The organism is Bradyrhizobium sp. 172, assembly GCF_023101065.1.
GTDB classification, from domain to species: domain Bacteria; phylum Pseudomonadota; class Alphaproteobacteria; order Rhizobiales; family Xanthobacteraceae; genus Bradyrhizobium; species Bradyrhizobium canariense_D.
In genome coordinates this window covers 1822053-1847787 of the sequence record NZ_CP064701.1, presented here as the reverse complement: position 1 = coordinate 1847787, position 25735 = coordinate 1822053, and the positions used below count along the sequence as shown (strand labels likewise).

Annotated in this window: 23 protein-coding genes; 4 read left to right on the top strand and 19 right to left on the bottom strand. The window is 64.6% G+C overall.

All coding sequences use genetic code 11. The annotated features are described in order from the left end of the window. Positions 1–119 precede the first annotated feature (119 nt). The 9 genes from IVB07_RS08805 to IVB07_RS08765 all read right to left on the bottom strand — a co-directional run bounded on the left by IVB07_RS08805 (position 120) and on the right by IVB07_RS08765 (position 11173). Positions 120–1610: an amidase family protein gene (locus tag IVB07_RS08805; protein ID WP_026232654.1), complete on the bottom strand. Its 1491-nt coding sequence runs from the start codon at positions 1608–1610 to the stop codon at positions 120–122. A gap of 17 nt (positions 1611–1627) precedes the next feature. Then, complete coding sequence (locus IVB07_RS08800; RefSeq protein WP_085351922.1) at positions 1628–2425, bottom strand: xanthine dehydrogenase family protein subunit M; 798 nt, start codon at positions 2423–2425, stop codon at positions 1628–1630. Between the two features lie 11 nt (positions 2426–2436). Beyond that, entirely contained in the window at positions 2437–4824 is a 2388-nt protein-coding gene (locus IVB07_RS08795; RefSeq protein WP_018454028.1) for a xanthine dehydrogenase family protein molybdopterin-binding subunit, read from the bottom strand. A 2-nt stretch (positions 4825–4826) separates the two neighbouring features. Continuing rightward, on the bottom strand, positions 4827–5318 hold the full coding sequence (locus tag IVB07_RS08790; RefSeq protein WP_018454027.1) for a (2Fe-2S)-binding protein: 492 nt from the start codon (positions 5316–5318) through the stop codon (positions 4827–4829). A 21-nt stretch (positions 5319–5339) separates the two neighbouring features. Next, positions 5340–6446 carry an ABC transporter ATP-binding protein gene (locus IVB07_RS08785; RefSeq protein WP_247371827.1) on the bottom strand — a complete coding sequence of 369 codons (1107 nt, stop codon included), beginning with the start codon at positions 6444–6446 and terminating at the stop codon, positions 5340–5342. Between the two features lie 8 nt (positions 6447–6454). Further along, positions 6455–7357 carry an ABC transporter permease gene (locus IVB07_RS08780; protein WP_018454025.1) on the bottom strand — a complete coding sequence of 301 codons (903 nt, stop codon included), beginning with the start codon at positions 7355–7357 and terminating at the stop codon, positions 6455–6457. Beyond that, positions 7354–8271, bottom strand: coding sequence for an ABC transporter permease (locus tag IVB07_RS08775; protein WP_018454024.1), 918 nt, complete (start codon positions 8269–8271; stop codon positions 7354–7356). Before IVB07_RS08775 ends, IVB07_RS08780 begins: the two co-directional genes overlap by 4 nt. Before the next feature lie 55 nt (positions 8272–8326). Then, on the bottom strand, positions 8327–9676 hold the full coding sequence (locus IVB07_RS08770) for an extracellular solute-binding protein (RefSeq protein WP_018454023.1): 1350 nt from the start codon (positions 9674–9676) through the stop codon (positions 8327–8329). 195 nt (positions 9677–9871) lie between these two features. Further along, positions 9872–11173: an MFS transporter gene (locus tag IVB07_RS08765; RefSeq protein ID WP_247767612.1), complete on the bottom strand. Its 1302-nt coding sequence runs from the start codon at positions 11171–11173 to the stop codon at positions 9872–9874. Between the two features lie 352 nt (positions 11174–11525). On the opposite strand from IVB07_RS08765, the gene IVB07_RS08760 reads away from it, so the two are divergent. The 3 genes from IVB07_RS08760 to IVB07_RS08750 are packed head-to-tail and all read left to right on the top strand — an operon-like array spanning position 11526 to position 15287. Beyond that, positions 11526–12740, top strand: coding sequence for an ABC transporter substrate-binding protein (locus IVB07_RS08760; RefSeq protein WP_085351926.1), 1215 nt, complete (start codon positions 11526–11528; stop codon positions 12738–12740). 7 nt (positions 12741–12747) lie between these two features. Further along, positions 12748–14475: an FAD-dependent oxidoreductase gene (locus IVB07_RS08755; RefSeq protein WP_247767611.1), complete on the top strand. Its 1728-nt coding sequence runs from the start codon at positions 12748–12750 to the stop codon at positions 14473–14475. A 17-nt stretch (positions 14476–14492) separates the two neighbouring features. Next, on the top strand, positions 14493–15287 hold the full coding sequence (locus IVB07_RS08750; RefSeq protein WP_247767610.1) for an IclR family transcriptional regulator: 795 nt from the start codon (positions 14493–14495) through the stop codon (positions 15285–15287). 1 nt (position 15288) lies between these two features. Here the strand turns inward: IVB07_RS08750 and IVB07_RS08745 are convergent, their stop codons facing one another. The 6 genes from IVB07_RS08745 to IVB07_RS08720 form a co-directional block, all read right to left on the bottom strand. Continuing rightward, on the bottom strand, positions 15289–16062 hold the full coding sequence (locus tag IVB07_RS08745) for an SDR family oxidoreductase (protein WP_018454017.1): 774 nt from the start codon (positions 16060–16062) through the stop codon (positions 15289–15291). Positions 16063–16126: 64 nt separating this feature from the next. Continuing rightward, positions 16127–16711 carry a thiamine pyrophosphate-dependent enzyme gene (locus tag IVB07_RS08740; protein ID WP_026232652.1) on the bottom strand — a complete coding sequence of 195 codons (585 nt, stop codon included), beginning with the start codon at positions 16709–16711 and terminating at the stop codon, positions 16127–16129. Then, positions 16711–17250: a thiamine pyrophosphate-binding protein gene (locus IVB07_RS08735; protein WP_085351930.1), complete on the bottom strand. Its 540-nt coding sequence runs from the start codon at positions 17248–17250 to the stop codon at positions 16711–16713. Before IVB07_RS08735 ends, IVB07_RS08740 begins: the two co-directional genes overlap by 1 nt. Before the next feature lie 324 nt (positions 17251–17574). Continuing rightward, the gene (locus tag IVB07_RS08730) at positions 17575–18318 is read right to left on the bottom strand and encodes an aspartate/glutamate racemase family protein (protein ID WP_085351931.1); all 744 of its coding nucleotides are present in this window, start codon (positions 18316–18318) and stop codon (positions 17575–17577) included. A 9-nt stretch (positions 18319–18327) separates the two neighbouring features. Then, positions 18328–19593: an FAD-binding oxidoreductase gene (locus tag IVB07_RS08725; protein ID WP_085351932.1), complete on the bottom strand. Its 1266-nt coding sequence runs from the start codon at positions 19591–19593 to the stop codon at positions 18328–18330. 3 nt (positions 19594–19596) lie between these two features. Continuing rightward, positions 19597–21258: a thiamine pyrophosphate-binding protein gene (locus IVB07_RS08720; RefSeq protein ID WP_247295055.1), complete on the bottom strand. Its 1662-nt coding sequence runs from the start codon at positions 21256–21258 to the stop codon at positions 19597–19599. A gap of 204 nt (positions 21259–21462) precedes the next feature. Between IVB07_RS08720 and IVB07_RS40405 the strand changes: the two genes are divergently transcribed. Continuing rightward, a complete protein-coding gene (locus tag IVB07_RS40405; RefSeq protein WP_256464935.1) occupies positions 21463–21588 on the top strand; it encodes a hypothetical protein in 126 nt (41 codons plus the stop codon). Between the two features lie 83 nt (positions 21589–21671). Here the strand turns inward: IVB07_RS40405 and IVB07_RS08715 are convergent, their stop codons facing one another. From IVB07_RS08715 to IVB07_RS08700, 4 genes are read right to left on the bottom strand one after another with little or no spacing between them, the layout of a single operon-like run. Then, complete coding sequence (locus IVB07_RS08715) at positions 21672–22457, bottom strand: ABC transporter permease (RefSeq protein WP_018454011.1); 786 nt, start codon at positions 22455–22457, stop codon at positions 21672–21674. Further along, positions 22454–23320 (bottom strand): ABC transporter permease, encoded by an 867-nt coding sequence (locus IVB07_RS08710; RefSeq protein WP_026232651.1) that lies wholly within the window; start codon positions 23318–23320, stop codon positions 22454–22456. Before IVB07_RS08710 ends, IVB07_RS08715 begins: the two co-directional genes overlap by 4 nt. Before the next feature lie 19 nt (positions 23321–23339). After that, on the bottom strand, positions 23340–24398 hold the full coding sequence (locus IVB07_RS08705) for an ABC transporter substrate-binding protein (protein ID WP_247767609.1): 1059 nt from the start codon (positions 24396–24398) through the stop codon (positions 23340–23342). 28 nt (positions 24399–24426) lie between these two features. Continuing rightward, positions 24427–25734 carry an FAD-binding oxidoreductase gene (locus tag IVB07_RS08700; protein ID WP_085385419.1) on the bottom strand — a complete coding sequence of 436 codons (1308 nt, stop codon included), beginning with the start codon at positions 25732–25734 and terminating at the stop codon, positions 24427–24429. Between the last annotated feature and the right edge of the window lies 1 nt (position 25735).

Below are 25735 nucleotides of genomic sequence, written 5' to 3'. Positions count from 1 at the left end.
TCGCGGCGAAAATGATTTAGAAGAACGCAAGTCGACTTCAAGAGGGCCCCTCGAAAAATTTTTCGGGCGCAGAGGCCGACCGGCAGGACGCGGCCGGCCCGCTCCAGGCCGGGTTCGGCTCACGCCTTCGCGCGGGCACGATCCGGTTCGCGCAACGCCAGCTGTGGCCAGAACGCCGCCCATGGCTGGGCCGCTTCGAACGCAGCGGCGATGCGGAAGATCATGGGCTCGTCGAGCCAGGGAGCGACGATCTGCAAGCCGATCGGCAGCCCATCGCGATCGAAGCCGCAGGGCAGCGTCGCGGCCGGAAGGCCGGCGAGATTGATCGGCCAGGTGAAGGGCGACCAGCCGAGATGCGGATCGACCTTGCCGCCGTCGATCGTGTCGACGCCGAGGCGGCCGGCCTCGAACGCGGTCACCGCGACGGTCGGCGTCACCAGCGCATCGACTCGCTCGAACAGCTTCAGGAAGCTGCTGCGAGCCTGGGCGCGGCGATACCCTGCTTCGATATAGTCCGTGCCGCTGTAGCGCCTGCCGGCACTGATGACGTCAAGATAATCTGCTTCGGAGCTGGCGAGATCGGCCGTGGTCTTGCTCGAGACCGCGCCCGCCTGTTCGGTAAAGGCGATCGGCTTCAGCGTGTGCTCCAGGATCCCGGGATCGAGGCCCGGACCATCCATGGTGACCTGCGCGCCGCAGGCATCGAGAATGGCCAGCCCCTTGCCGAACGCCGCGCGCACATCGGGGCTGACCGCGGCGTAGCCGAGATCGACGCTGGCGCCGATGCGAATGCCGTTCAACGGCGCGGCCTTCGTATCGAACCGACGCGCCGTCACCGGCAGGCTTGCGGGATCGCGCAGATCGTAAGCAGCGATGATCTCCAGCGTCAGCGCGGCATCCGCGACCGTGCGCGTAATCGGCCCGGTATGCGCGAGCGAGCCCCAGGACGGTGGCGAGAAGCCGGGCGAACGGGGCACCAGGCCAAAGGTCGGCTTCAGGCCAAACACACCGCAGAAGGACGAGGGCACGCGGATCGAGCCGACCCCATCGGTTCCGATCGCGATCGGACCGCAGCCGGCGGCAACGCCCGCCGCCGCGCCGCCGCTCGATCCGCCACTGGTGCGACCCGGGTTCCAGGGATTGCGCGTGGTGCCGGTGACCGGGCTGTCCGCCGTCAACTTGTAACCGGACTCGCAGGTCGTGGTCTTGCAGGTGACGATCGCACCCGCTTCCTTCAGCGCTGAGACAACCGCCGCGTCGACATCGGGCACGAACGCCTTGTTCATCGGTGAGCCGCCATAGGCCGGCACGCCCGCGACAAAGACCAGGTCCTTGATCGTGACGGGGACACCGGCGAGCGCTCCCTTGGTCTCGCCGGCGCGCATCTCCCTGGTGAGACGGTCGGCCTCCGCCCTCGCCTGCCCGTACATCGGCGTCACCACCGCGTTGCAGGCCTCGTTCGTCGCCTCCAGTGCGGCAATGGTGTCGTCGACGACATCGCGCGGAGTGAACGCCTTGCGCCGGTAGCCGGCCAGGATCTCGGTTGCGGAAAGCGAGCCAAGGCCAGTCGGCACCGGCGGGAAGGCCGTTCGGCCGGAACCATCAGTCATCATCAACCCTAAAAGAGCTAGCTGAGCGCCGCGTCGACGGCGCGCTTGGCCATGACCGTGACGAGATGTGCACGGTAGTCGGCTTCGGCGTGGATATCGGAGGTGAGACCGTCGGTGTCGATCCTGATCGCCGCGATCGCGGACGGATCGAAATTTCGCGACAGTGCTTCTTCCATCGGGGGAACGCGGAATACGCCGGAGCCCGCGCCGGTCACGGCCACGCGAACACCATCGGCGAATTTCGCGACGAACACGCCGACCAGCGCATAGCGCGACGCCGGCGCCTTGAACTTGGCGTAGCCCGCCCTGAGCGGCACGGGAAAGCGGATCGCCGTGATGATCTCGCCAGGTTCAAGCGCGGTCTCGAACAGACCACGGAAGAACCCGTCGGCCGCGATCTCGCGCGTGCTGGTGACGACGGTCGCGCCCAATCCGAGCACACCTGCCGGATAATCGGCCGACGGATCGTTGTTCGCGACGGAGCCACCGATAGTGCCGCGGATGCGTACGGCGGGATCGCCGATCATCGAGGCCAGCGCGGCGAGACCCGGGATCTTCGTCTGCACCAGCTTCGAGGCTGTCACCATGGCATGTGGCGTCATTGCACCGATGGTGATGGTGCCGCCGTCGTTGGTGATGCCCTTCAGATCTCCGAGCCTCGACAGGTCGACTAGGGCTGGCGGACTGGCGAGCCGCTGCTTCAGCGTCGGGATCAGCGTCATGCCGCCGGCGAGGAGCTTGCTGTCTTCGATCGAGGTCAGCAGTTTGGCAGCGTCGGGAATCCGGTCCGGCTGGTGATAGGCAAACGGCTTCATTGTCATCCTCCCTATTCCGCAGCGACCGGCAGCGACGCGTTCTGCAGCAGGCGCCAGATCCGGTTCGGCGTTGCCGGCATGTCGACATGGGTGACGCCGAGATGCGACAGCGCATCGACCACCGCGTTGATGACGGCGGCCGGCGAACCGATGGTGCCGACCTCGCCGCAGCCCTTCACGCCCATCGGCGTGTGCGTACACAGCGTCGAATGGGTCGCGACGTTCATCATCGGCATGTGGTCGGCGCGCGGCATGCAATAGTCCATCAGCGAGCCCGATAGCAGCTGGCCCGAGCCCTCGTCATAGACCGCGTTCTCGTACAGCGCCTGACCGACGCCCTGCACGATGCCGCCGTGCAACTGGCCCTCCACGATCATCGGGTTGATGACAGTGCCGACGTCGTCCACCGCGGTGTAATTGACCAGCGTCACCGTGCCGGTCTCCGGGTCGATCTCGACCTCGGCAATGTGGCAGCCGCCGGGATAGGTGAAGTTGACGGGATCATAATAAGCCTGCTCTTCGAGCCCCGGCTCCAGCACTTCGAGCGGATAGTCGTGCGGCACGTAGGCGGCGCCCGCGATCTCCTCGAACGTCCTCATGCGGTCGGTGCCCGCGACCGAGAATTTTCCGGCCTCGAACTGGATATCCACTTCGGCCGCTTCAAGCAGATGCGCCGCGATCTTCTTGCCTTTCGCGACCACCTTGTCCGTCGCCTTCGACAGCGCCGCGCCGCCGACCACCAGCGATCGCGAGCCATAGGTACCCATGCCAAACTGCACGCGATCGGTATCGCCGAACACGATGTCGACATTGTCAAAAGCGACGCCGAGTTTTTCCGAGACGATCTGCGCGAACGTCGTCTCGTGGCCCTGGCCGTGATTATGCGTGCCGATCATCACCGTGACCTGGCCGGTCGGATGCACCCGCACCGTGGCACTCTCATAAAGCCCGCCACGCGCGCCCAATCGTCCCGCGAAGCGCGACGGCGCGAGGCCGCAGGCCTCGACATAGGTCGAGTAGCCGAGCCCGCGGAATTTGCCCCTGCGCGCCGACTCCGCCTTGCGGATACCGAAATTCTTGACGTCGGCCGCGACAAGAGCGCCGTCGAGACACCCCATCGGATCGCCGGAATCGTACTGCACCAGCACCGGCGTCTGGTACGGATAAGCCTCCTTTGGGATCATGTTGCGTCGGCGGATCTCGACGCGGTCGATGCCCATCTCGCTGGCTGCGACGTCGACGATGCGCTCCAGCACGAAGGTCGCCTCGGGCCGGCCTGCGCCGCGATAGGCGTCGACCGGAACGGTGTTGGTGAACACCACCTTCACGTTGCAGTAGATTGCCGGCGTGGTGTAGACGCCGCCGAGCAACGGTCCGTAGAGATTGGTCGGGATGTTCGGTCCGAAGGTCGAGAGATAGCCGCCCATATTGGCGAGCGTGTTGACACGGAAGGCCAGAAACTTTCCGGTCTCGTCCAGTGCGAGTTCGGCCTCGGTGACGTGATCGCGGCCGTGGCGATCGGAGACGTAGCCTTCCGACCGGCTCGCGACCCATTTGATCGGCCGCATCACGCGCTTGGCGGCCCAGGTAATCACGGCCTCTTCGCCGTAGTGGAACTGCTTGACGCCAAAGCCGCCGCCGACATCGGGCGCGACCACGCGCAGCTTGTGCTGCGGAATGTTCAGCACCAGCGCGCCCATCAGGAAGCGCACGACATGCGGGAACTGGCTGGTGGTCCAAAGCGTGAAGCGATCCGTGCCGGGCTCGTATTCGGCGATCGCCGCGCGCGGCTCCATCGGGTTGCCGATCAGCCGGTTGTTGACGAGGCTGAGCTTTGCGACATGGGCCGCCTTCCGGAAGGCGGTCTCGACCGCGGCCTTGTCGCCGAGCTCCCAATCGCAACAGATGTTGTTCGGAACGTCGTCGAACAGTTGCGGCGCGCCGGGCCGCACGGCTTCGAGCACGCCGACCACCGAGGGCAGCACCTCGTAATCGACTGTCAGCAGCTCGGCTGCCGCGCCGGCCTGCGCCGGCGTCTCCGCGACGACGAAGGCCACCATGTCGCCGACGAAGCGCACCTTGCCCTGCGCCAGCATCGGGAACGGCGGCTCCTTCATCGGCACGCCCTTGGCATCCGAGATACCCCAGCCGCAGGGCAGCGAGCCCAGCTTGTCGGCGGCGGCATCCTCGCCGGTCAGCACCGCGATGACGCCGGGCGATGCCAGGGCCGCACTCTTGTCGATGCCGCGCAGGATCGCGTGTCCGTGCGGCGAGCGCACGAACACACCCGCCGTCATGCCCGGACGCTTGATGTCGGAGACGTAACTGCCGCGTCCGGTGAGGAAGCGCTGGTCCTCTTTCCGTTTAGGTGAAGCGCCGATCCCGATCACATGGCCCATGGTCACTCTCCCTTGGCCGCGTTCATGGCGGCGGCGCCTGCCATGACCGAGATGACGATGTTCTGATAGCCGGTGCAGCGGCAGATATTGCCTTCGAGGCCGTGACGGACGTCGGCCTCCGTCAGGTTCGGCTTCTCGGCCGCGAGCGCCACCGCCGTCATCAGCATGCCGGGTGTGCAAAAGCCGCATTGCAGACCGTGATGCTCGCGAAATGCCTCTTGCATCGGATGCAGCCGGTTCGAACCCGGCGCACCTTGCAGGCCCTCGATGGTGAGCAGCGTCGCACCGTCGAGCGCGGGCGCAAGCAGCGTACAGCTCTTCACCGGCAGGCCGTCGAGGTGCACGACACAGGCGCCGCACTGGCTGGTGTCACAGCCGATATGGGTGCCGGTGAGGTTGAGCCGCTCGCGCAGCAGCTCGGCGACCAGCGTCGCCGGTTCGACATCCACAGTTGTCGGCCGTCCGTTGAGTGTGAAGGATATCTGCACGATCATACTCCTGTGCGCGACGGGTCTTTAGGCGAGTGGAAGCGCGCTGCCGGTGGCCCATGTGGCCATCACGACATCGCCGACGGTGAAGGGATCCGCGAAGAAAGTCTTTTCCGGCACGTAGGCCACGAACGCGTCGTCCGGCACGGTGTCGAGCATGACCTTGACGAAATAGCCCTGGTATTCGATCGCGAGCACGCGACTCGGCAGCGAGGTGGAGCAGCCCGGCGGCAGCTCCCTGCCCGGCCGGACCAGCGCGACATCGTCGCGGCGCACGGCGATGTCGATCTTGTCGCCGACGCTGACCGTGGGCCGCGCCTGAAGCGGGACCTCGATGCCGTCAGGCGCGGCCTGCGCGAGCGTAAAGGTCGAACCGTTGACCTTCTCGACCCGCCCCGACAGCACGTTCTGCCCGCCCATGAACTCGGCGACGTAACGATCGTGCGGATGGGCATAGACGTCGCGCCCCGCGCCCGCCTGCTTGATTCTGCCCTGCTCCATCACCACCACGAGATCGGCGAGCGCGATCGCCTCGAGCTGGGTGTGGGTGACGTGGATGAAGGTGATGCCGAGCTCCTGCTGCATCCGCCTGAGCTCCTGGCGCATCTGCACGCGGAGCTGCTCGTCGAGGGCGGACAGCGGCTCGTCGAGCAACAGGACCCTCGGCTCGGTGATCGCGGCACGCGCCAGCGCCACGCGCTGCTGCTGGCCGCCGGAGAGCTGCGCTGGAAGGCGGTCGGCGAATTGCGTCAGATGCACCTTCTCGATCATGGCATCGGCTGCGCGGAGGCGATCGGCCTTCGACATGCCGCGCACGCGGAGCGCAAAGGCGATGTTCTCGCGCACGGTGAGATGCGGGAACAACGCGTAGGACTGAAACATCATCGCGGTGCGCCGCTGCACCGGCGCGAGCCCGACGACGTTCTGGCCGCCGATCACGATCTCGCCGGCGGTCGGGTCCTCGTGGCCGGCGATCATGCGCAGTATCGTGGTCTTGCCGCAGCCGGAGGGGCCGATGAAGCAGCAATAGGCGCCGTCGGCGATCTTGAGGTTGACGCCGTCGACCACATTGCCGACTCCGTCAAAGCTCTTGCAGACGCCAGCCAGTTCGATATCGCCGCGATCGCTCTTCATTTCCCAGCTCAACCCTTTGTGCTGCTGCCGCGCTTCTTCTGGATCAGCACGATGCTGCCCAGGCTCGCGCCGATGACAATGAAGGAGACGATGGTGGTCACGGTGCCGAGCGCATAGAGCGAAGGCGAGGTGACGTTCAGCGTCATGCTCCAGATCTCCAGCGGCAGCGTGTTGAGCGAGCCCGCGGTCTGGAGGCTGCGGGCGAACTCGTCGTAGGAGAGCGTGAAGCCGAACAGCGCGACCGCCACCAGGCCGGGTGCCAGCACCGGGATCATCACCAGCCGGATCGACTGCCAACGGCTGGCGCCGAGGTCGTAGGCCGCCTCCTCCCAGACGTGGTTGAAGCGCGACATCACCGCGAACATCACGAGCACGCCGAACGGCAGCGTCCATGACAGTTGCGCGCCGAGCGCCGAGGTGTACCAGCTCGCATTGAGGCCGAGGGCCTGGAACAACAGACCGGTACCGAGGCCGAGCACGAGTCCCGGTGCGACCAGGCTGCCGATCATCATGTAGAACACGACGGTGTCGCCGCGAAAGCGCTTGCGAAAACCGAGCCCGGCCAGGAACGACACCACCACCGTGATGATAGTGACGATGATCGCGAGCTTGATCGAACGATCGAACGAGCCCTTGACGTCGCCGGTCCGCACTTGGGTGAAGAGATCGACGAACCAGTGCAGCGAAGTGCCCTTCATCGGGAACACGAGGCCGCCACGGATGTCCTGGAACGACAGGACGTAGATACAGAACATCGGGCCGTACAGCGCAATCACATAGAACGCGAACAGTGTCGCCAGAACATAGAACGTCCACGGCCGACCGCCCTTGCTCGGCGCAATCGCCTTTGTCACCGGCGCGATCGCCTTTGACACATCAGCCTTGGGCATGTCGGCGAGAACCGCACTCATCGCGTGATCTCCTGCCTGATGTCGACCGTGCGCAGGATCAGCGAGACGATCGCGACCAGCACCAGCGTCAGCAATACTGCGCTCGCCGCCGCGGTCGGATATTGCAGCACGCCGACATCCTCGTAGAAGGCGCTGACCACAGAGGCCGAGCCGCCGCCGGACATCACCTTGACCACGAAGAAATCGCCCATCACGATCGAGACGACGAAGATGGTGCCGAGGGCGATGCCGCTCTTGGACATCGGCACCACGATCAGCCGCATGATGTCGAAACGACTGGCGCCGGCATCGATCGCGGCCTCGATCAGCTTCTTGTCGATCCGTGCCATGGAATTGAAGATCGGCACGATCATGAAAATGGTGAGCTGATGGACATAGGCGATGACCACCGCAAGGTCGGAGAACAGCAGCACCTCAACCGGCTGGCGGATCACACCGAGTCCCAGCAGCGCCTGGTTGATCAGGCCTTCCTTGCCGAGCAGCGGAATCCAGGAAATCATCCGGATGATGTTCGAGGTCCAGAACGGCACCGTGCAGAGCAGGAACAGGCCAATCGCCAGTAGTTGGTTGCGGACGTGGAAAACCAGGAAGTATGCGACGAAGAAGCCGATGATCAGCGTGAGGATCCAGGTCAGCAACGTGAACTTGATCGTCGCCAGATACAGCTTCAGCGTCAGCGCCGAATGCAGCACCTCGACATAGCTTGCGAGCGTGAAGCCCGGCGTCAGCCCGCCGAAGCCGTCGGTGGCGAAGAAGCTCGCGGCCAGCACGACCAGGATCGGCGCCACGAAGAACGGTACAAGCACCAGCACGAGCGGCGACACGTAGAGCCAGCCGGCGAGATTTGCGCGTGGTGGGGTTTGAGCTGGACTAAGACTTGGCTTCATGTCGGCAAACGCCTCGAAGTCGGTCATTTGGCACCGGCGCATCGCCGCGCCGGCGCTTCGTTCACGTCAGGGAAAGCAGGTTTCAGGCCACCTTGAAGTCGTTCCAGCGCTTGTTCATGTAGGCGGCTTCGTCCATCAGCGTGTTCCAGCAGGAGATGTTCTTGACGCGGTCGAGGAACGAGCCGCCGTCACGCTTGGTGCCGCTCTTCTCCATCGGCACGCCATAGGGGTCGTTGACCACCTCGGGCGCGGGCTGGCCCTCGTACCAGAACGCCCATTCGGCCGCCGTGAGGAATTTCTTCGCAGTCGAGGGGACCGGGCTGTAATAGCCGTAGCGCGCGACGAAACCGCCCTGCCAGCCCGACAGATACCAGTTGAGATATTCGTAGGCCGCGTCCAGCTTCTTGCCGGAGAGATGTTTCATCAGGCCCATGCCGTTGCACCAGCCGCGATAGCCTTCCTTTCCGTTCTTGATGTTGACCGGCGCGTAGACGCAGGGGATTTCCTTCACGCGTACCGCGGCAACCGCCGGCGACCACATCGACTGGATGACCACTTCGCCCGCCGCCATCAGCTGCACCGACTGGTCGAAGGTGGTCCAGGTCGCGCGGAACTGGCCCTGCTTCTTGAGCTCGATCAGCTTGTTGCAGGTGAAGTCGATCTCCTCCTTGGTCATGTTGCCTTTGTTTCCGTACTTGATCAGCCCGGCGCTTTCGAAGCAGAGCGCGGCGTCCATGATGCCGATTGCGGGCACGTCGAGGATCGCGGCCTTGCCTTTGAATTTCGGATCGATCAGATCCTTCCATTCCGTGACTTCATGGCCGACGAGGTCGGGGCGATAGCCGATGGAGTCGGCGTTGTAGACCTGCGGCAGGAAGGTCGCCCATTCGGTCACGCCGTCGCTCAAATCGGTCGAATCGGGCTTGGCGATATACATGGCCTCGTAGGGCGAGATGCCCTGGCGCGGGATCTTGTGACCGTCGATCTCGCCCTTGGTAAAGATCGGCAGGATGTTGTCGAACTCCTTGACCTTCTTGACCTCGATGCCCTGGATCACGCCGCGCTTGGCAGCGAGCTTGGCCTGCCAGCCCTCGAGATCGGCGATATCGACCGTATTTGGCTGGCTTATGAAGCGGTTGATGGCGGCGGAAGTGTCGAGGTTCTGCATCGTCACCTTGAAGCCGAGATCCTTGGCCGCCTGGTCGCCGATCGCCTTCACCACCGAATAGGACACGCCGACATGGCGCAGCTCGATGTCCTTGATCTCCTGCGCCCAGATGGTTGGGAATCCGCGGATCGCGTCCGATCCTGCAGCCGCGCCGGCCACCGCCGCGGCGCCCTTCAACAGCGTGCGCCTGCTCAGCTTTTTCGCAGACTTGTCGCTCGTCCCCGCCGGATTGGCAGTGGATGTCCCCTTGTCCCTGTCAAGCATGGCAACCCTCGTTGGCTACAATGAACGTGCGCACCGGTCGCCATTGACCGGCTGCGGATGTGATCAATTGCGAGGGAGGCTATGGGCGGGAGGTCGTGAAGTAAAATTGGAAGTAAAAATTCGCTGCATAAACGCGGCTAATGATTCGCCCCGCTGCACCGGCTTTTGGCAACGCGCATAAGATGAAGGCGGCCCTCAGGACCTGAGCGAGTCCCGCGCGGTCTCCGGCGCTATCAACGTTGCGATGATGGTGATGACCGACAGTGCGATGATATACACCGACACCGGCCGGTACGAGGCGGCCCATGCAAGCAGTGCCGTCGCAATCAGCGGCGAGAAGCCGCCACTGAGCGCGGCGGCAACGTTGGCTCCCAGCGATGAGCCGCTATAGCGCACCTGGGTACGGAACAGCTCCGGCATGAAGGCCGCCTTCGGCCCGAACAACAGCGCATGCGTCAGTGTCATCGTCACGACGAGCGCGAGCGTGATCAGCGCAGGCTCCCTGGTGTCGAGGAACCAGAACAACGGAAACGCCAGCGCCACCGAGAACACGCCGCCGGCGAGATACAGCGCTTTGCGGCCGAAGATGTCGGACAGCCAGCCTGCGAGGGGCAGCGTCGCGAGCTCGACGAGCGCGGCATAGACCACCGCGTTGAGGATCACCTGCCGCGGAAGGCCGAGCTGCGTCGTGGCATAGACCACGGTGAAAACAGTGAGGAGATAAGCGAGCCCGACTTCGGACACCGTGATGCCGATCGCCAGCAGGAAGCTGCGCCAGTCGCGGCGCAGGACTTCCAGCACCGGCTGCGCCAGCACCTCCTTGCGCTCGAGCACCTCCTTGAAGTGCGGCGTCTCCGCGAGTTTCAGCCGCACGATGAAGCCGACACCGACGAGCAGGATGCTGATCAGAAACGGCACGCGCCAGCCCCAGCTCAGGAAGTCCGCTTCGGGCAGCTGCGTCATCAGACCGAAAATGCCGGTGGACGCGGCGACGCCGACGGGGAAGCCGATCTGCACCAGACTGCCGTAAAAGCCGCGGCGGTTGCCGGCGTGCTCGGCCACCATGACCACCGCGCCGCTCCACTCCCCACCGAGCCCGATGCCCTGGACGAAGCGCAAAATGACGAGGAAGATTGGCGCCCAGACGCCGATCTGGCTGTAGGTCGGCAGGCAACCGATCAGGAACGTGCCCAGTCCCATCGCGAACATGGTCGCGACCAGCATCTTCTTGCGGCCGAGCCGGTCGCCGTAATGCCCGATGATCGCACCGCCGATCGGCCGCGCGACAAAGCCGACCGCATAGGTCGAGAACGCCGCCAGCGTGCCGACCATGGGATCGAAACTCGGGAAGAACAGCTTGTTCAGCACGAGCGCCGCCGCCGTGCCGTAGATCAGGAAGTCGTACCACTCGATCGCGGTGCCGAGCGCGGCTGCCCACACCACATGCGCCGTCGTCGATTTCTCCGCCGCAGTGGAGACTCCCGATGCTGCCGTCATTGCCATCCGCCCCAAGATTCCTGGGCGACATGATGGCCAATCGTTGTGGCGGTTGCAACTTGCGGGAGTGTTAGTTCTCCCAAGATCAGAATGCGAGATTTTCGCGCCACTGCCTCCTCACTGTCGTCCCGGCGAAGGCCGGGACCCATAATCACAGGGAGGAGTTTGGCAAAGACCGGCGCCCCGGTACTGCGACCGCCCGACTTCGAGAGATCACGCGGTATGGGTCCCGGCCTTCGCCAAGACGACGCGGAGCCTTTATTCTCCATTGACAAACTTATTTGCTAATATCTAACTTGCTGCCACAATAACCGGCCGCGCCAAGCGCGCCCATAAACGAGAGGGAACGACGATGAGAGGGTTTTTGGCCTGCGCCATGCTCGCGGCCATGACTTCGGCTGCCATGACCACCGTTGCGAACGCGCAAATCTCCGACGACGCCGTGCGGATCGGCGTGCTGACGGATCTGTCGAGCTGGGGCCGCGACAACAGCGGGCCGGGCTCCGTGGAGGCCGCGAAAATGGCCTTGGAGGAATTCGGGCCCACCGTGCTCGGCAAGCCGATCGAGATCATCAGCGCCGATCACCAGATGAAGACCGATGTTGGCGTGCAGATTGTGCGCGGCTGGTTCGACAACGGCAAGGTCGATGCCGTCGTCGACATCCCCAATTCCGGCATCGCGATCGCCGTCCACAATATGGTGCGCGAGCGCAACAAGATTGCGCTGCTCTCCGGGCCCGGCGCGAGTTCGCTGACCGACGAGCTTTGCAGCCCGAACACCGTGCACTTCACCTACGATACCTACGCGCTGTCGAAGGTGACGGCCTCCGCCGTGATCAAGGAAGGCGGAAAATCCTGGTACTTCATCACCGCCGACTACGCCTTCGGGCAGCAGCTCGAGAAGGATGCCACGCGCTTCATCAACGAGATGGGCGGCAAGGTTTTGGGCGGCGTGAAGCACCCCACCAATACGGCCGATTTCTCGTCCTTTGCACTCCAGGCGCAAAGCTCGAAATCGGACGTCGTCGCTTTCGCCAATGCGGGCCAGGACACCGACAATGCCATCAAGCAGTCCGGCGAGTTCGGCCTGGTGCAGGGTGGCCAGAAGCTGGTCGGCCTCCTGATGTTCGACACCGATGTCCACGCGATCGGCCTCAAATCCGCGCAGGGTACCTACATGACCACGGCCTCGTACTGGAACATGGACGAGGCGACCCGCGCATGGTCGCGGAAATTCTACGAGCGCACCAAGGTGATGCCGACCATGATTCAGACCGGCGTCTACGGCTCGGTGCTGCATTATCTCAAGGCCATCAAGGCCGCCGGCACCGATGATCCCGCCAAGGCGATGGCCAAGATGCGCGAGCTGCCGATCGAGGATACATTCGTTCATGGCGGACGCTTGCGCGAGGACGGCCGCGTCATTCGCGACATGTATCTCGCCAAGGTGAAAACACCCGAGCAGTCCAAGGAACCGTGGGATTATTTGGAGATCATCAAGACGGTGAAGGGCGAGGACGCCTTCCGCCCGGTCTCCGAGTCGAAATGTCCGTTGCTCAAGAAGTGAGGCCTGCATGACCGGCAACGAGCGCAACGAGACTTACGAGTGCGATGTGCTCGTGGCCGGATCGGGCTGCTCCGGCATGTCGGCCGCCATCACCGCGCGCTATCGCGGCCTCGACGTGCTGATCGTCGAGAAGGAGCCGCGCTTCGGAGGCACCACCGCCCGCTCCGGCGGCTGGCTCTGGATTCCCGGTACCTCGCTGGCCAAGGCCTACGGCATCGAGGAGACACCGGAGCAGGCGCGGACTTACCTGCGGCACGAAGCCGGCAACAACTTTGAAGCCGCGCGCGTCGATGCATTCCTGAGCGCCGGGCCCGAGGCGATCGATTTTTTCACCAGCAAGACGGCGCTCCGTTTCGACATGCCGCTGGTGTTCCCGGACTACCACGCCGAGGCGCCCGGCGGCGCCCAGGGTGGTCGTTCGATGGTGGCGCGCCCGTTCGACGGCCGCGAACTCGGCGACCAGATCAAGACCCTCGGCATGCCCCTGCCCGAGCTGACCGTATTCGGCATGATGCTCGGATCCGGCAAAGACATCGTCCATTTCATGCGCGCGACGAAGTCCCTAACCTCGGCGGTCTATGTCGCAAAGCGCCTGTCGCGGCATCTGATGGACGTACTGCGCTATGGCCGCGGCATGACGCTGACCAACGGCAATGCGCTCGCCGGGCGCCTGGCAAAATCGGCCCAGGACCTGAAGATACCGATGTGGCTGTCCTCGCCGGTGCGCGAGCTCACTGTCGAGAACGGCACTGTCACGGGCGCCATTGTCGCCCGCGACGGACGCGACGTCCGCATTCGTGCGAGACAAGGCGTCGTGCTCGCCTGCGGCGGTTTCCCGCATGATGTCGAACGGCGCAAGAAGATGTTCCCGCACGCGCCGACCGGGAACGAGCATTTTTCGCCGGGACCGACCGGCAACACCGGCGATGGGCTGCGGCTCGCAGAACGCGCCGGCGGACATGTCGAGGACAGGCTGCCGAACGCGGCAGCCTGGGTCCCGGTCTCGGTCACCAAGCGCAAGGACGGCTCACACGGCGTGATGCCGCATTTCATCGACCGCGCCAAACCCGGTGTGATCGCGGTGATGCGTGACGGCAAGCGCTTTGCCAACGAGGGCAATTCCTATCACGACTTCGTCCAGGCCATGGTCAAGGCGGCGAAACCCGGCGAGGAGATCGCGGCGTACCTGGTCTGCGATCACCAGACCCTGCGCAAATACGGCCTCGGCTGCGTGCCGCCGTTCCCGATGCCGCTGGGTCATCACCTCAAGACGGGATATCTCATGCGCGGCGAGACACTGGAGGCACTCGCGGCAAAAGCGGGTATCGATGCCAGCGCGTTTACCGAGACCGTCAAGCAGTTCAATGCGACCGCACCACAGGGACACGACGCCGCCTTCGGCAAGGGCTCAAAGGCCTATAACCGCTACCAGGGCGATGCGCTGCACGGCCCGAACCCCTGCGTCGCGCCGATCGAGAACGGCCCGTTCTACGCCATCAAGATGGTGGTCGGCGATCTCGGCACCTATGCCGGCATCGTCACCGACGAGAACGCGCGGGCGCTCGATGCGGAGGGACGGGTGATTCCCGGGCTCTATGCCGCCGGCAACGACATGGCGAGCATCATGGGCGGCAATTATCCGGGCGCCGGCATCACGCTTGGGCCGGCGCTGACCTTCGGCTACATTGCCGGCCGTCATCTCGCCGACAGCGCCGCCAAGCGCAACGCGGCGTAAGCCACGCCAGGAGGCGCATGAAAAGAGAGAGCCGCGGCATCCAGTCGATCGAGGTCGGCGGAGAATTGCTCCGCGCGCTTGCAAGATGCGGCGAGCCGATGATGCTGCGCGATCTCGCGCGCGAGGCCGGCATGACGCCGGCCAAAGCGCATCCCTATCTCGCCAGCTTCTCCCGCATCGGCCTGATCGAGCAGGACGAGACCACCGGCCGTTACGAGATCGGCGCGCTGGCGCTGGAGCTCGGCCTGATCAGCCTGCGCCGACTATCCGGCGTACGCATCGCAGGACCGAAGATCGCGGCGCTCGCAACCCAGATCGGGCATGCGGTCTCGCTCGCGGTCTGGGGCACGCACGGCCCCACCGTGGTGCAGCTCGAAGAACCCGGCCAGCCCGTTCACATCGTGATGCGCGCCGGTTCGGTGATGGCGCTGCTGGAGACGGCCACGGGCCGGGCCTTTGCGGCCTTCCTGCCGGAAAAGACGATCAACGCCGCACTCGAAAGCGGCCTCGATCGTTACGGCGTCGGCTATAATCCGAAGCGCGCTGTGAAAGGCGCGAAGGTCACTGAGATGCTCACAGAGGTCCGCAAGCACGGCCTCGCCCGCGCGCTCGGCGACCCCCTGCCCGGCGTCAACGCATTCTCTGCGCCGGTGTTCGACCATTCCGGCCATGTCGCGCTGGTAATCACCGCGATGGGGCCGGAAGGCACTTTTGACGCGCGCTGGGACAGCCCGATCGCCCATGCGCTACGCGATTGCGCGGGCGGCATTTCGAAACGACTGGGTCACGGGATGACGGCTGCGGCGGAGTGATCTACTTCACCGGCACCGTGTAATTCAGAATCAACCGCCCACCATCTGGATAGATCGTCTGCCCCGTGATGTAGGACGCATCGTCACTCGCAAGAAACGCGACGACGGAGGCAACTTCGCTCGGCTCGCCGCCACGGCCGGCCGGCGTGCGTGACATCACGGTCTTGCGGGCATCTTCCGAGGTGTAGATGGACGATGCCACCATGTCGGTCAGAATCGTGCCCGGCCCGACCGCGACGACACGAATATTGTGCGGAGCGAGTGCGACGGCAGCGACCGAGGTGAGCTGCTTCATGCCGCCCTTGGACATGGCGTAGGTCGCAAGCGCCGGGATTGCCAGCAGTGCATTGACCGAGGACATGTTGATGACGACCCCGGCGCCGCCTTGCGCGATCATCTGCTTCGCCGCCGCCTGCACGCCGAAGAACGCGCCCTTCAGGTTGATGCCGATGATCTCATCGAATTCTTCTTCGGAGATCTCCAGGAGGTCCCGGTTGCGAGCGACGCCGGCATTGTTGACCATGATGTCGAGCCGGCCGAACTCTTTTGCGGCAGTTGCGACCAGCTGGTCGACATCGGCACGCTTTGCGACATTGCCGACGACAGTGCGCAAGGCATCCGGTCGCGCGAGTTCGGCGGCCGTCGCGGCCAAGCCCTCGGCATCGACATCCGAGATGACGACCTTGACGCCGTCGTCCAGGAATCGCTTTGCGCAAGCCTTGCCGATACCGCGCGCCGCGCCGGTGATGGCGGCGACCTTGCCGGATAGTTTCATGGTCTCACTCCAGAGTAGCTGCTTCGACAGCAGACTGTCGCCGGGCGAGAAACCCGGCTCAGACCTACGCGAAGCTAAGATGAGCACGGAACCGATTCTTGATAAAGACGGCATCGCGCGAGGGTAGCGAGCGCGGCGGATTTTCGGCCAGAACCTTGATGACAACAAGGCGCGGGCCATCGGCCGGCTCGTCGAGCTGCGTCGCCAGACGTTCCACCTCCTCGAGCGTCCGCACGGTCCCGGTCGCGGCAAAGCCGCAGGCCACAGCGATCGCAGTGAGATCGACGCCGCGCCCGGTGTGGCTGGCCTGCATACCGGTCTCGCCAAAATGCTGGTTGTCGATCACGACGATGTCGAGATTGCGCGGGCGCGCGACGCCGATGGTGGCGATGCCGCCGAGGCCCATCAATTGCTCGCCATCCCCGGTCAAAGCGAGGACGCGCTTTCCCGGCTGGGCTTGCGCGAGGCCAAGCCCGATCAGCGCGGCGCCGCCCATGGCGCCCCAGAGATAGAAATTGCCGTCATGGTCGCCGACCGAATGAAGATCATAGGTCGGCGAGCCGAGGCCGGACACGACCAGCGTGTCCTTGCGATTCTTCAGGAGCGCGGCGACGGCGGCGCGGCGGTCGAGCTGAGCTTGCATTGGCATCACCACTTCTTCTTGCCGATCAGGCGTTGCCCGATCAGCACCGCGATCTGCTGATCGGAATCGTAGGCGAGCGCTGCGGCCGATTCCACGGTCTCGACCAGATCCTCCGCCGTCTCCGCGCGCATCACCTTCAAACCAATCGCTTCCAGCGAGGGCTGCGTCGCACGGCTCATCGGCACCTGCCAGGGATTGAACTCGGCCCATTCGCCGCGCATCGTCACCAGCATCAGCAGTGGAAATCGTCCGATCGCCGACAGCGACAGCATGTTGATGCAATTGCCGACCCCGCTCGACTGCATCAAGAGCACGCTACGCTGGCCGCCGAGCCAGGCGCCTGCGGCGATGGCGACGCCCTCCTCTTCCGTCGTCAGCACGTTGGTGGTGACGTCGCGGTCGGCGGAGAACAGGCGGATGAGCTGGCTGTGACCGGCATCGGGAACGTAGAACATCTGCCGCACGTCGGCGGCTTTCAGGATGCGGTAGAGCTCGGACGGCCAATCGTCTGCGCGCGTGTCGGGATTGGATTGAAGGCTGTGCACCGCTGGTCTCCGTGGATTTCGAGAGGCACTCTAGCGATGTTCAGGCGCCAAAGCTCTGACCGTCTGGCGCGATCAGGTATCGAGGGATTGTATAGCTGCCTCTTCCGCTGCCGGTGGGACAGCGCACGATGCGCATGGCTGCGCCCTCTCCCCTTGCGGGAGAGGACATCACCGCTGACAGATACAAACTCATTTGGGTGAGGGGTATCTCTCCGCGAACTCATCCGCATCCATATGCGCGGAGAGATATCCTCATCCGGCGCTTCGCGCCACCTTCTCCCGCACGGGGAGAAGGAAGAGGAGTCATAGACAACTTCTCGACCTCTAGCCAAACTGGCGCGGCCGCAGCCCGGCATGAAACCAGGTGATCATGGAATAGATATCGTAGACGGGCAATCCGACCTCGGCCTGAAGCGCCGCTGCATAAGGCGGCATGTTGGTGCATTCCAGCACGATCGCGCCGACATCCGGGTTCCTGGCGATCAGCTCCTTGCCGGCCTCGACCACATCACGTTCGGCCTGCGCAATGTCCATGTCCTCCTTCTCGGCTTTGATCAGGACGCGGAAGAATTCCTTGCCATGCTCGGTGCCGACCAGCGGCGTATCGAGCGGCACGCCGGCGCCTGCGAGATGGGCCGGCGTCAAGGTCGAACCGGATACCGTGACGAGGCCAACGCGCTTGCCCGGCGGCAAGGTCGCCTGCACCCACGGCACCTGCATCAGTGACGAGGTCGCAACGGGAACGCCGACCGCGGCCGCGATCTCCTTCTGGAACAGCGAGAGGAAGCCGCAATTGGTGGTGATGGCCTCGGCCCCGAGCCGCACCAGGTCCTTTGCCGCGTCGATGAAATCAGGCAGCAGACCGGCGGCGCCCTTCAATACCACCTTCTCGGGCGAAGCCCCGCTCACCACACGATAGAGCACGGGGAAGGGCCAGGTGGTGCCGTTGCCCATGTCGCCGGGAATGCGGGGAAAGCGCGCCTCCAGCATCAGGATGCCGAGCGGCGCTCCATAGATGGCCTTGCCGCCGCGGGCTATTCGGGGGGACGAGTTGGCTGGAGCGGTCATGATGCGATCTCAGAGAAAACGATCGGGCGAAAACGGTGCAAGCGGAATTTCCGGCGGCTTGCCGCTCAGAAGCTGGGCGACGAGACGACCGGTGCGGGCCGAGCCGACCAGGCCGATATGGCCGTGGCCGAAGGCATAGACGATGTCACGCGAGGCCCGCGCGTAACCGATGCAGGGACGTCCGTCCGGCATGCTCGGCCGATGGCCGAACCAGGTCTTGATACGCGAAGCCGGAATGTCCGTGGGCAGTTTCGGGAACATGCTGACGAGATGGTTGCGCAGGATCTCGGCGCGCTTCCAGTTCGGTGCGGCCTCGAGGCCGGCGATCTCGACCGTGCCGGCGGCGCGCAAACCCTTGTCGGTCCAGTTCACCACCATCTTCGCATCCGAGGCCATCATCGAGCTGCGCGGCCCCGATTCCGGATTCTCGATCATGACGTGATAGCCGCGCTCGGTCTCAAGCGGCAGCGGATCGCCGATGGACGCCGTGAGCCGCTTCGAATGCGCACCGGCGGCAATCACCGCGGCATCGCACGCAATCTCGCCGGTCTCGGTCAGGACAGCCACGAGCTTGTTGCCGGATAGCTTCAGCCCAATTGCCTTGGCCCGCACGAGCTTGGCGCCGCTTGCTAGGGCATGTTGCGCGAGCGCCGCGACATAGGCACCGGGATCGCGGCAGCGCCCGGCCTCCTCCACCACCACGCCAAAAGTGTAGCGCGGATGCAAATCCGGCTCGCGTTGACGCATCTCGTCGGACGAAAGCTCAAGCCATTCGACGCCGACGCGCTTGCGCACGCGCCAACCGAGATCGTTGTCGAAATTGCCGCGTGACGGGAAGACATGCATCACGCCGTTACGCTCGATCAATTCAGGGACGCCCGCCTCCTCCGCGAGCTTCCTGTGCAACTGCGGCGCGTCCTTCAGGAGGCCGCGTAGCGCGAAGGCCGTCGTCTCGACCCGCGCCTCGGTCCAGCCCGAGAGCAGATATTTGACCAGCCAGGGCAGCGCCTTCGGCAGATAAGACCAGCGGATCGCGAGCGGCCCGAGCGGGTCCACCAGATAACCCGGCACCTTCTTCCAGACACCGGGCTCGGCCGGCGGGATTACCGAATGCGAAGAGAGCCAGCCGGCATTGCCGTAGCTCGCCGCCTGTTCGCCACCGGGCTCGCCGGCGTCGATCAGCGTGACGCGATATCCCTCGCGCAGCGCCTCGATGGCGCTGATCACGCCGACCGCGCCGGCACCGATGATGGCGACGTGGCGGCCCTCCGACATCGCTTAAGCCTTCACCGCAGGGGCGAAGTCCTTGCCGACCGACATCGCGCGCGGATCGATGATGCAGTGGAGGATCGACGGCTTGCCCGAGGCGAGCGCACGCTCGAACGCCGGCGCGAACTCTTCGGTGCGCTCGACGCGCTCGCCATGGCCGCCGAACGCTTTTGCGTACATCGCAAAATCCGGGTTCTTGAGCTGGGTGCCGACCACGCGTCCCGGATAGTCGCGCTCCTGGTGCATGCGGATGGTGCCGTATTGCGCATTGTCGACGATGATGACGACGAGCGGCGCATCGTATTGCACGGCAGTCGCGAATTCCTGCCCGTTCATCAGGAAGCAGCCGTCGCCGGCGAACGCGATAACGGTGCGATCCGGATATTGCCGTTTCGCGAGCACCGCCGCCGGCACGCCATATCCCATCGAGCCCGAGGTCGGCGCGAGCTGGGCGGCAAAGCTGTGGAAGCGATGATGGCGATGGATCCAGCCGGCGTAGTTGCCGGCGCCGTTGCAGACGATCGCGTCCTTGGGCAGGCGATCGCGCAGCCAGGTCATGACCTGGCCGTACTGGAACGTGCCCGGCAGCTCGCGCGCCTTTTCGGTCCAGGCAAGATAGTCGGCATGCGCCTTGGCGGCCTCGCCCTTCCAGGCAACGGCGCCTGCCGGCTTCAGCGTCTCGACCGCGGCCGCGAAGGCGGCGGGCGTGGCCTGGATCGCGAGCTCAGGCTGATAGATGCGGCCGAGCTCTTCCGAGCCGGGATGAACGTGGATCAGCTTCTGCCGCGGGGTCGGAATGTCGAGCAGCGTGTAGGATGAGGACGGCATTTCCGACATGCGGCCGCCGATCAGCAAAATGACGTCGGCGTGGTCGAGGCGCGCCTTCAGGCTCGGGCTCGGCCCGATGCCGAGATCGCCGGCATAATGCGAGTGATCGGCGTCGATCAGCGAGGCCCGGCGGAAGGAGGTCGCGACCGGCAGGTCGAACCGCTCGGCAAAGCGCGCGATGCTCCGGGTCGCTTCATCCGTCCAGCGCGAGCCGCCAAGAATGACGAGCGGCGCCTTGGCGCTCGCAAGCATGGCGCCGACGCGCTCGATATCGGCAGGCGCCGGCCAGCTCACCGCCGGCTCGATGCGCATGGCGTCCGCAACGGCTGCGGTCTCGGTCAGCATGTTCTCGGGCAGCGAGATCACCACGGGACCGGGACGGCCCTGCATGGCGACGCGGAAAGCGCGCGCGACCAACTCCGGAATCCGGTCGGGACGATCGATCTCGACCGCCCATTTCGCCATGGTGCCGAACACCGCCTTGTAGTCGAGTTCCTGAAACGCCTCGCGCTCGCGCATGCCGGTGTCGACCTGACCGACGAACAGGATCATTGGCGTGGAATCCTGCATCGCGATGTGGACGCCGTGGCTCGCATTGGTGGCGCCGGGGCCGCGGGTGACGAAGCAGATGCCGGGACGCCCGGTGAGCTTGCCATAGGCTTCCGCCATCATCGCCGCACCGCCTTCGGCGCGGCAGATCATGACGTCGATCGGGCTGTCGTGCAGCGCGTCCAGCGCCGCCAGATAGCTCTCGCCCGGCACGCAGGTGACGCGCTCGACGCCCTGGGCGACGAGCTGATCGATCAGGATCTGGCCCCCGGTGCGGGCGTTGCGAATGGTCATGACGGCTCCCTCAAGGCTTTGGCGATGCGTTTCGCAGCTTCGCGAAATTTTGCTCGGAGCTGGCGTAGGACAGGCCGACAGGGCGCGCAAGATCGAAAGGCTCCTCGCACCCTGCGCAGGCGTCATGCCCGCCCCTGCTGGTTGCACTGCAGCCCATGTCGCAGCCGCTTGCCGGACGAGAGGTGGCGAGCTTCGACGCCTTCGTTGACGACCTGGCCGAACCAGATCGGTGCCCTATTCGACCGCGACCTCAGCGAGGCCGACGTGCCGGCAAACAGCAGGGCACAGATCGTGGAGATGATTTTGGCGTGGCTGGCGGCGAAAGCGTGAGACGGCGAGGTTCGTGCCAAGCATTCGGTGTCGTCCTGGCGAAGCCAGGACCTCCTGGCTTTCGCCAGGACGATGAACAAAAATCACCCGCCCTTTTTCTGCCGCGCGCTCGCCAGCAGTACCAGCACGAAGGAGGCCGCCGTCATCAGCGTCGAGATGGCAGCGATGGTCGGGTCGATCTCGTCGCGGAGGGCGGTGAACATGCGCTTGGTCAGCGGCTGATACTGGCCGCCGGAGATGAAAAGCGCGACGATGGTCTCGTCCATCGCCGAGATGAAGGCGAAGATGCCGCCTGCGACCACGCTGGACTTGATCTGCGGCAAGGTCACCGCGAAGAAGCTACGCAGGCGATTCATGCCGAGGCTGCGTGCGACCATCTCCTGCGCCGGATCGAAACTCTGCAAGCCCGCCAGCACCGAAATGATCACGTAAGGCAGCCCCAGCATCACATTGGCGAGCACCAGGCCCGGCAGCGTCGCGACCAAGCCGATTTTGGCATAGAGGAAGAAGATCCCCACCGCAGTGATGATGATCGGCACCACCAGCGGCAACAGCAGCATCATGTGGATCAGCCGCATGATCCGCAGCTTCGACTGGCTGATGGCATAGGCGGCGGAGACGCCGAGCGGCGTTGCGATAAGCACGGTAAGGAGCGCGACCGTCAGCGTTACCCGCGTCGCCTGCATCCAGGCCGCGTTGGAGAAATACTGCTGATACCAGCGCAGCGAGAACGACGGTGGCGGAAAGGTCAGAAAACGCGCGCTGGAGAAGGAGATCGGCGCGATGATCAGCACCGGCAGGATCAGGTAGACCAGCACCAGCGCGCTGATCACATAGAGGGCGATCCGGGCGGGTGACAATCGCGTCATTTCTGCCCCAATATGCGATCGAGCGAGATGAAGCGGCTGACGACGAAGAAGATCGCGAGCACGCTTAAGAGCAGCACGACGGCGACTGCGCTCGCCGCGCCGAACTGGTTGTAGAGCTCGACATTGCGGCTCACCAGCATCGACACCATCACCGTGCGGCCGCCGCCGAGCAGTTCCGGCGTGATGTAAAAACCGAGGCAGAGCACGAACACCATGGTGCAGCCTGCCAGCACGCCCGGCAGAGACAGCGGCAGGAAGACGCGGACGAAGGTGAGCGACGGGCTCGCTCCCAGGCTGGCGCCGGCCTGCATGAGGTCGGACGGGATCTTCTGCATGGTGGCGTAGAGCGGCAGCACCATGAACGGCAAGAGGATGTGTACCGTCGCAACCACCGTGCCGAAGGTGTTGTGCACCAGCGCGAGCGGTTCGCTCGTCACCTCGAGATAACGCAAAAGCTGGTTGATCACGCCGGTACGCTGGAGCAGCGCCAGCCAGGCATAGGCCCGCACCAGCACGCTGGTCCAGAATGGCAGCACGACCAGCGACAGGATGAGAATGCTCCATCCTTTCGGCACCGAGTTGGCGAGGTAGGCCACGGGATAGCCAAGCAGCAGCGCGATTCCCGTGACCACGAGGCTGATCTCGAAGGTCAGCGCAAAGCTGCGCCAGTAGATGTCTTCGGTGAAGACGCGGCGATAATTCTCCAGCGTGAAGCCGTCATGGTAGATCGACTGCCAGGCGAGCCAGCCGACCGGCAGCACGATCAGAGCCAAGATCACCAGCAGCGCCGGCGACACCAATGCCAGCATCAGGCCGTGTTCGCGACGCTGATGCTTTTGGGAGGGATCCGGCACGGATGTCATCGACGCGGCCTCGCTTCGCCTACTTCTGCATGAACGACGCCCAACGCTTCTCGGTGGCTTCGCCCGCCGGCGAGGACCACCAGGCGTAGGACATCAGGGCCTGCTTGGCCGCATTGGCCGGCTCGCTTGGCAATTGCGCGGCGCGCTCCGGCTTGATCACGCCGGTATCGAACGCCTTGGGATTGCCCGGGCCGTAATCGATATTGAGCGGCAGATTGGCCTGGTGCACGGGATCGACGGCCTCGTTGAGGAATTTGACTGCCGTCTCGAGATTCGGCGCGCCCTTGAGAATGCAGAGCGAGGTGCTCTGCAAAACGCCCTGGTTGTAGGTGAAGGCAACCTTGGCGCCTTCCTTCGCGACTGCGCTGACGCGGCCGTTCCAGGCCATCTCCATGTCGACCTCGCCGTCATTGAGAAGCTGTGCCGACTGCGCACCGGAGGTCCACCACACCGTGATGTGCGGCTTGATCTCTTCCAGCTTCTTGAAGGCGCGCTCGACGTCGAGCGGATAGAGCTTGTCGGGCGCGACGCCGTCGGCCATCAGGGCCGCCTCGAGCGTCGCGAACGGGTGGTTACGCAGTGCGCGGCGCCCGGGAAATTTCTTGACGTCCCAGAAATCGGCCCAGCTGTTCGGCGCGTCCTTCGGAAACGTCTTCTGGCTGTAAGCCAGTACGCTGGAATAGAACTCGTAGGAAACCGAATAGGGGCTGCGATAGGACTCCGGCATCGCGGCGCCATTCGGGATCTTCGAGAAGTCGAGCTTCTCGATCAGCCCCTGCTCGCCGCCACGCAGGCAGTTGCCGGTCGGAGTATCGACGACATCCCAGATCGGCTTGCCGCTGCCGACTTGCGTTTTGATTGCGGGCCAGGCATCGGGAATGGAGTCCTGGTTGACGGTGATGCCGAGCTTCTTGGCGGTGGGATCGAGAATCGCCACCGTCTGCGCCTGCTGGTAGGCGCCGCCTTGCGAGACGAAGGTGATCTGTTCGGCAGCGGCGGCGATGCCGGTTGTTGCGATAATTCCGAGCGATCCGCCCAACAAAGCGTAGCCAAATCGAAAATCTCGTTTCGTCGTCATCCTCGCCTCCTCTGTCACTAATTAAATGTCATTGTCCGATCGCATCGAGAAACTGGTACCAGCCGGCGACCATGCGCACGGCGGGCTCGCGCAACGGATAGAACGGGATGGCTTTCAATCGCCTCGCGTCGAGCAGCCCGACCTCTGGCGTCTCGCCGCGCACGAAAGCGGCGAGATAGCGGCCCATCAGGCTCGACATCGCCACGCCCGCGCCGTTGTAGCCCATCGAGAACAGCGTGCGGTCGTCGAGCCGGCCGATATGCGGCACGGAGTCCAACGTCATCCCGACCAGGCCCGACCATTTGTAGGCGAGCGGGACGTCGGCAAGGTCGGGAAAGATTCCGACCATCGCCTTGCGCAGCGCGTCGAAAGCGGTTTCCGAATCCTGCTTGCCGAACGCGCCGCGGCCGCCAAAAATCACACGATTGTCGACCATGCGGAACCAGCGCATCATGCGCTTGGTCTCGGTGTAGGTGCGCCCGGTCGGCATCAGGCTTCCCGCGAGGTTGCGCGGCAGCCTGTCGGTCGCGATGATGGCGCTTCGGAACGGGATCAGCGTGCGCTGCATATTCGTCGTCGCGCCGGTGAGGTCGGAATAGCTGTTGGTGGCGATGATCGCCTGCTTTGCCCGCACTGCGCCTTGCGGCGTTTCAGCGACGATGCCGCTGTTGTCGCGGCGGAGCCTTACGACCGGCGACTCCTGGAAAATCGGGATGCCGCGGCGCGCCACGCCATCGGCAAGGCCGCGCAGATAATTCAGCGGATGGATGCCGCCGGAGCCGGGATTGAGCACGCCGCCGACGAAGATGTCGGAGCCAGTCTCGTCGCGCACTTGCCCCTTGTCGAGGATGCGGACCTCCGCATCCCCCATCTCGCGCTTCATCCAGTTGGCCTCGTCGATCGCGGCCTTCAGGGTCGTCTCGTTGTGAGCGGCCTTGACCTGGCCGGTGCGCGTCAACGCGGCACTGGTGATGCCAAATTCGGAGACCAGCTCCTCGACGATATCAGTGGATTCATGCGCGATCCCGTACATGCGCTGCGCCATGGCGCGGCCGTGCACGGCGTCGATCTCGCGGAACGAGAGGCGGAACTTTGCGGTGATCACGCCGCCATTGCGTCCACTCGCGCCCCAGCCCGGGCGGTTGGCCTCAAGTACGATCGGCGACAAACCGCTTTTGGCGATGTGGTGCGCAGCAGACAGGCCCGTGTAGCCCGCACCGATGATCACCACATCCGCCTGGTGCTCGCCTGACACGACCGGAAACTCGCGCGCCGGCTCGGCCGTGGCGGCCCACAGCGAGTTGGCCGACGGCAGCGCGTTCCAGTCCCGTGTCATG

Coding starts and splice junctions, on each gene's coding strand:
- IVB07_RS08805 (WP_026232654.1), bottom strand. CDS start 1,610: ATGACTGATGGTTCCGGCCGAACGGCCTTCCCGCCGGTGCCGACTGGC.
- IVB07_RS08800 (WP_085351922.1), bottom strand. CDS start 2,425: ATGAAGCCGTTTGCCTATCACCAGCCGGACCGGATTCCCGACGCTGCC.
- IVB07_RS08795 (WP_018454028.1), bottom strand. CDS start 4,824: ATGGGCCATGTGATCGGGATCGGCGCTTCACCTAAACGGAAAGAGGAC.
- IVB07_RS08790 (WP_018454027.1), bottom strand. CDS start 5,318: ATGATCGTGCAGATATCCTTCACACTCAACGGACGGCCGACAACTGTG.
- IVB07_RS08785 (WP_247371827.1), bottom strand. CDS start 6,446: ATGAAGAGCGATCGCGGCGATATCGAACTGGCTGGCGTCTGCAAGAGC.
- IVB07_RS08780 (WP_018454025.1), bottom strand. CDS start 7,357: ATGAGTGCGGTTCTCGCCGACATGCCCAAGGCTGATGTGTCAAAGGCG.
- IVB07_RS08775 (WP_018454024.1), bottom strand. CDS start 8,271: ATGACCGACTTCGAGGCGTTTGCCGACATGAAGCCAAGTCTTAGTCCA.
- IVB07_RS08770 (WP_018454023.1), bottom strand. CDS start 9,676: ATGCTTGACAGGGACAAGGGGACATCCACTGCCAATCCGGCGGGGACG.
- IVB07_RS08765 (WP_247767612.1), bottom strand. CDS start 11,173: ATGACGGCAGCATCGGGAGTCTCCACTGCGGCGGAGAAATCGACGACG.
- IVB07_RS08760 (WP_085351926.1), top strand. CDS start 11,526: ATGAGAGGGTTTTTGGCCTGCGCCATGCTCGCGGCCATGACTTCGGCT.
- IVB07_RS08755 (WP_247767611.1), top strand. CDS start 12,748: ATGACCGGCAACGAGCGCAACGAGACTTACGAGTGCGATGTGCTCGTG.
- IVB07_RS08750 (WP_247767610.1), top strand. CDS start 14,493: ATGAAAAGAGAGAGCCGCGGCATCCAGTCGATCGAGGTCGGCGGAGAA.
- IVB07_RS08745 (WP_018454017.1), bottom strand. CDS start 16,062: ATGAAACTATCCGGCAAGGTCGCCGCCATCACCGGCGCGGCGCGCGGT.
- IVB07_RS08740 (WP_026232652.1), bottom strand. CDS start 16,711: ATGCCAATGCAAGCTCAGCTCGACCGCCGCGCCGCCGTCGCCGCGCTC.
- IVB07_RS08730 (WP_085351931.1), bottom strand. CDS start 18,318: ATGACCGCTCCAGCCAACTCGTCCCCCCGAATAGCCCGCGGCGGCAAG.
- IVB07_RS08725 (WP_085351932.1), bottom strand. CDS start 19,593: ATGTCGGAGGGCCGCCACGTCGCCATCATCGGTGCCGGCGCGGTCGGC.
- IVB07_RS08720 (WP_247295055.1), bottom strand. CDS start 21,258: ATGACCATTCGCAACGCCCGCACCGGGGGCCAGATCCTGATCGATCAG.
- IVB07_RS08715 (WP_018454011.1), bottom strand. CDS start 22,457: ATGACGCGATTGTCACCCGCCCGGATCGCCCTCTATGTGATCAGCGCG.
- IVB07_RS08710 (WP_026232651.1), bottom strand. CDS start 23,320: ATGACATCCGTGCCGGATCCCTCCCAAAAGCATCAGCGTCGCGAACAC.
- IVB07_RS08705 (WP_247767609.1), bottom strand. CDS start 24,398: ATGACGACGAAACGAGATTTTCGATTTGGCTACGCTTTGTTGGGCGGA.
- IVB07_RS08700 (WP_085385419.1), bottom strand. CDS start 25,734: ATGACACGGGACTGGAACGCGCTGCCGTCGGCCAACTCGCTGTGGGCC.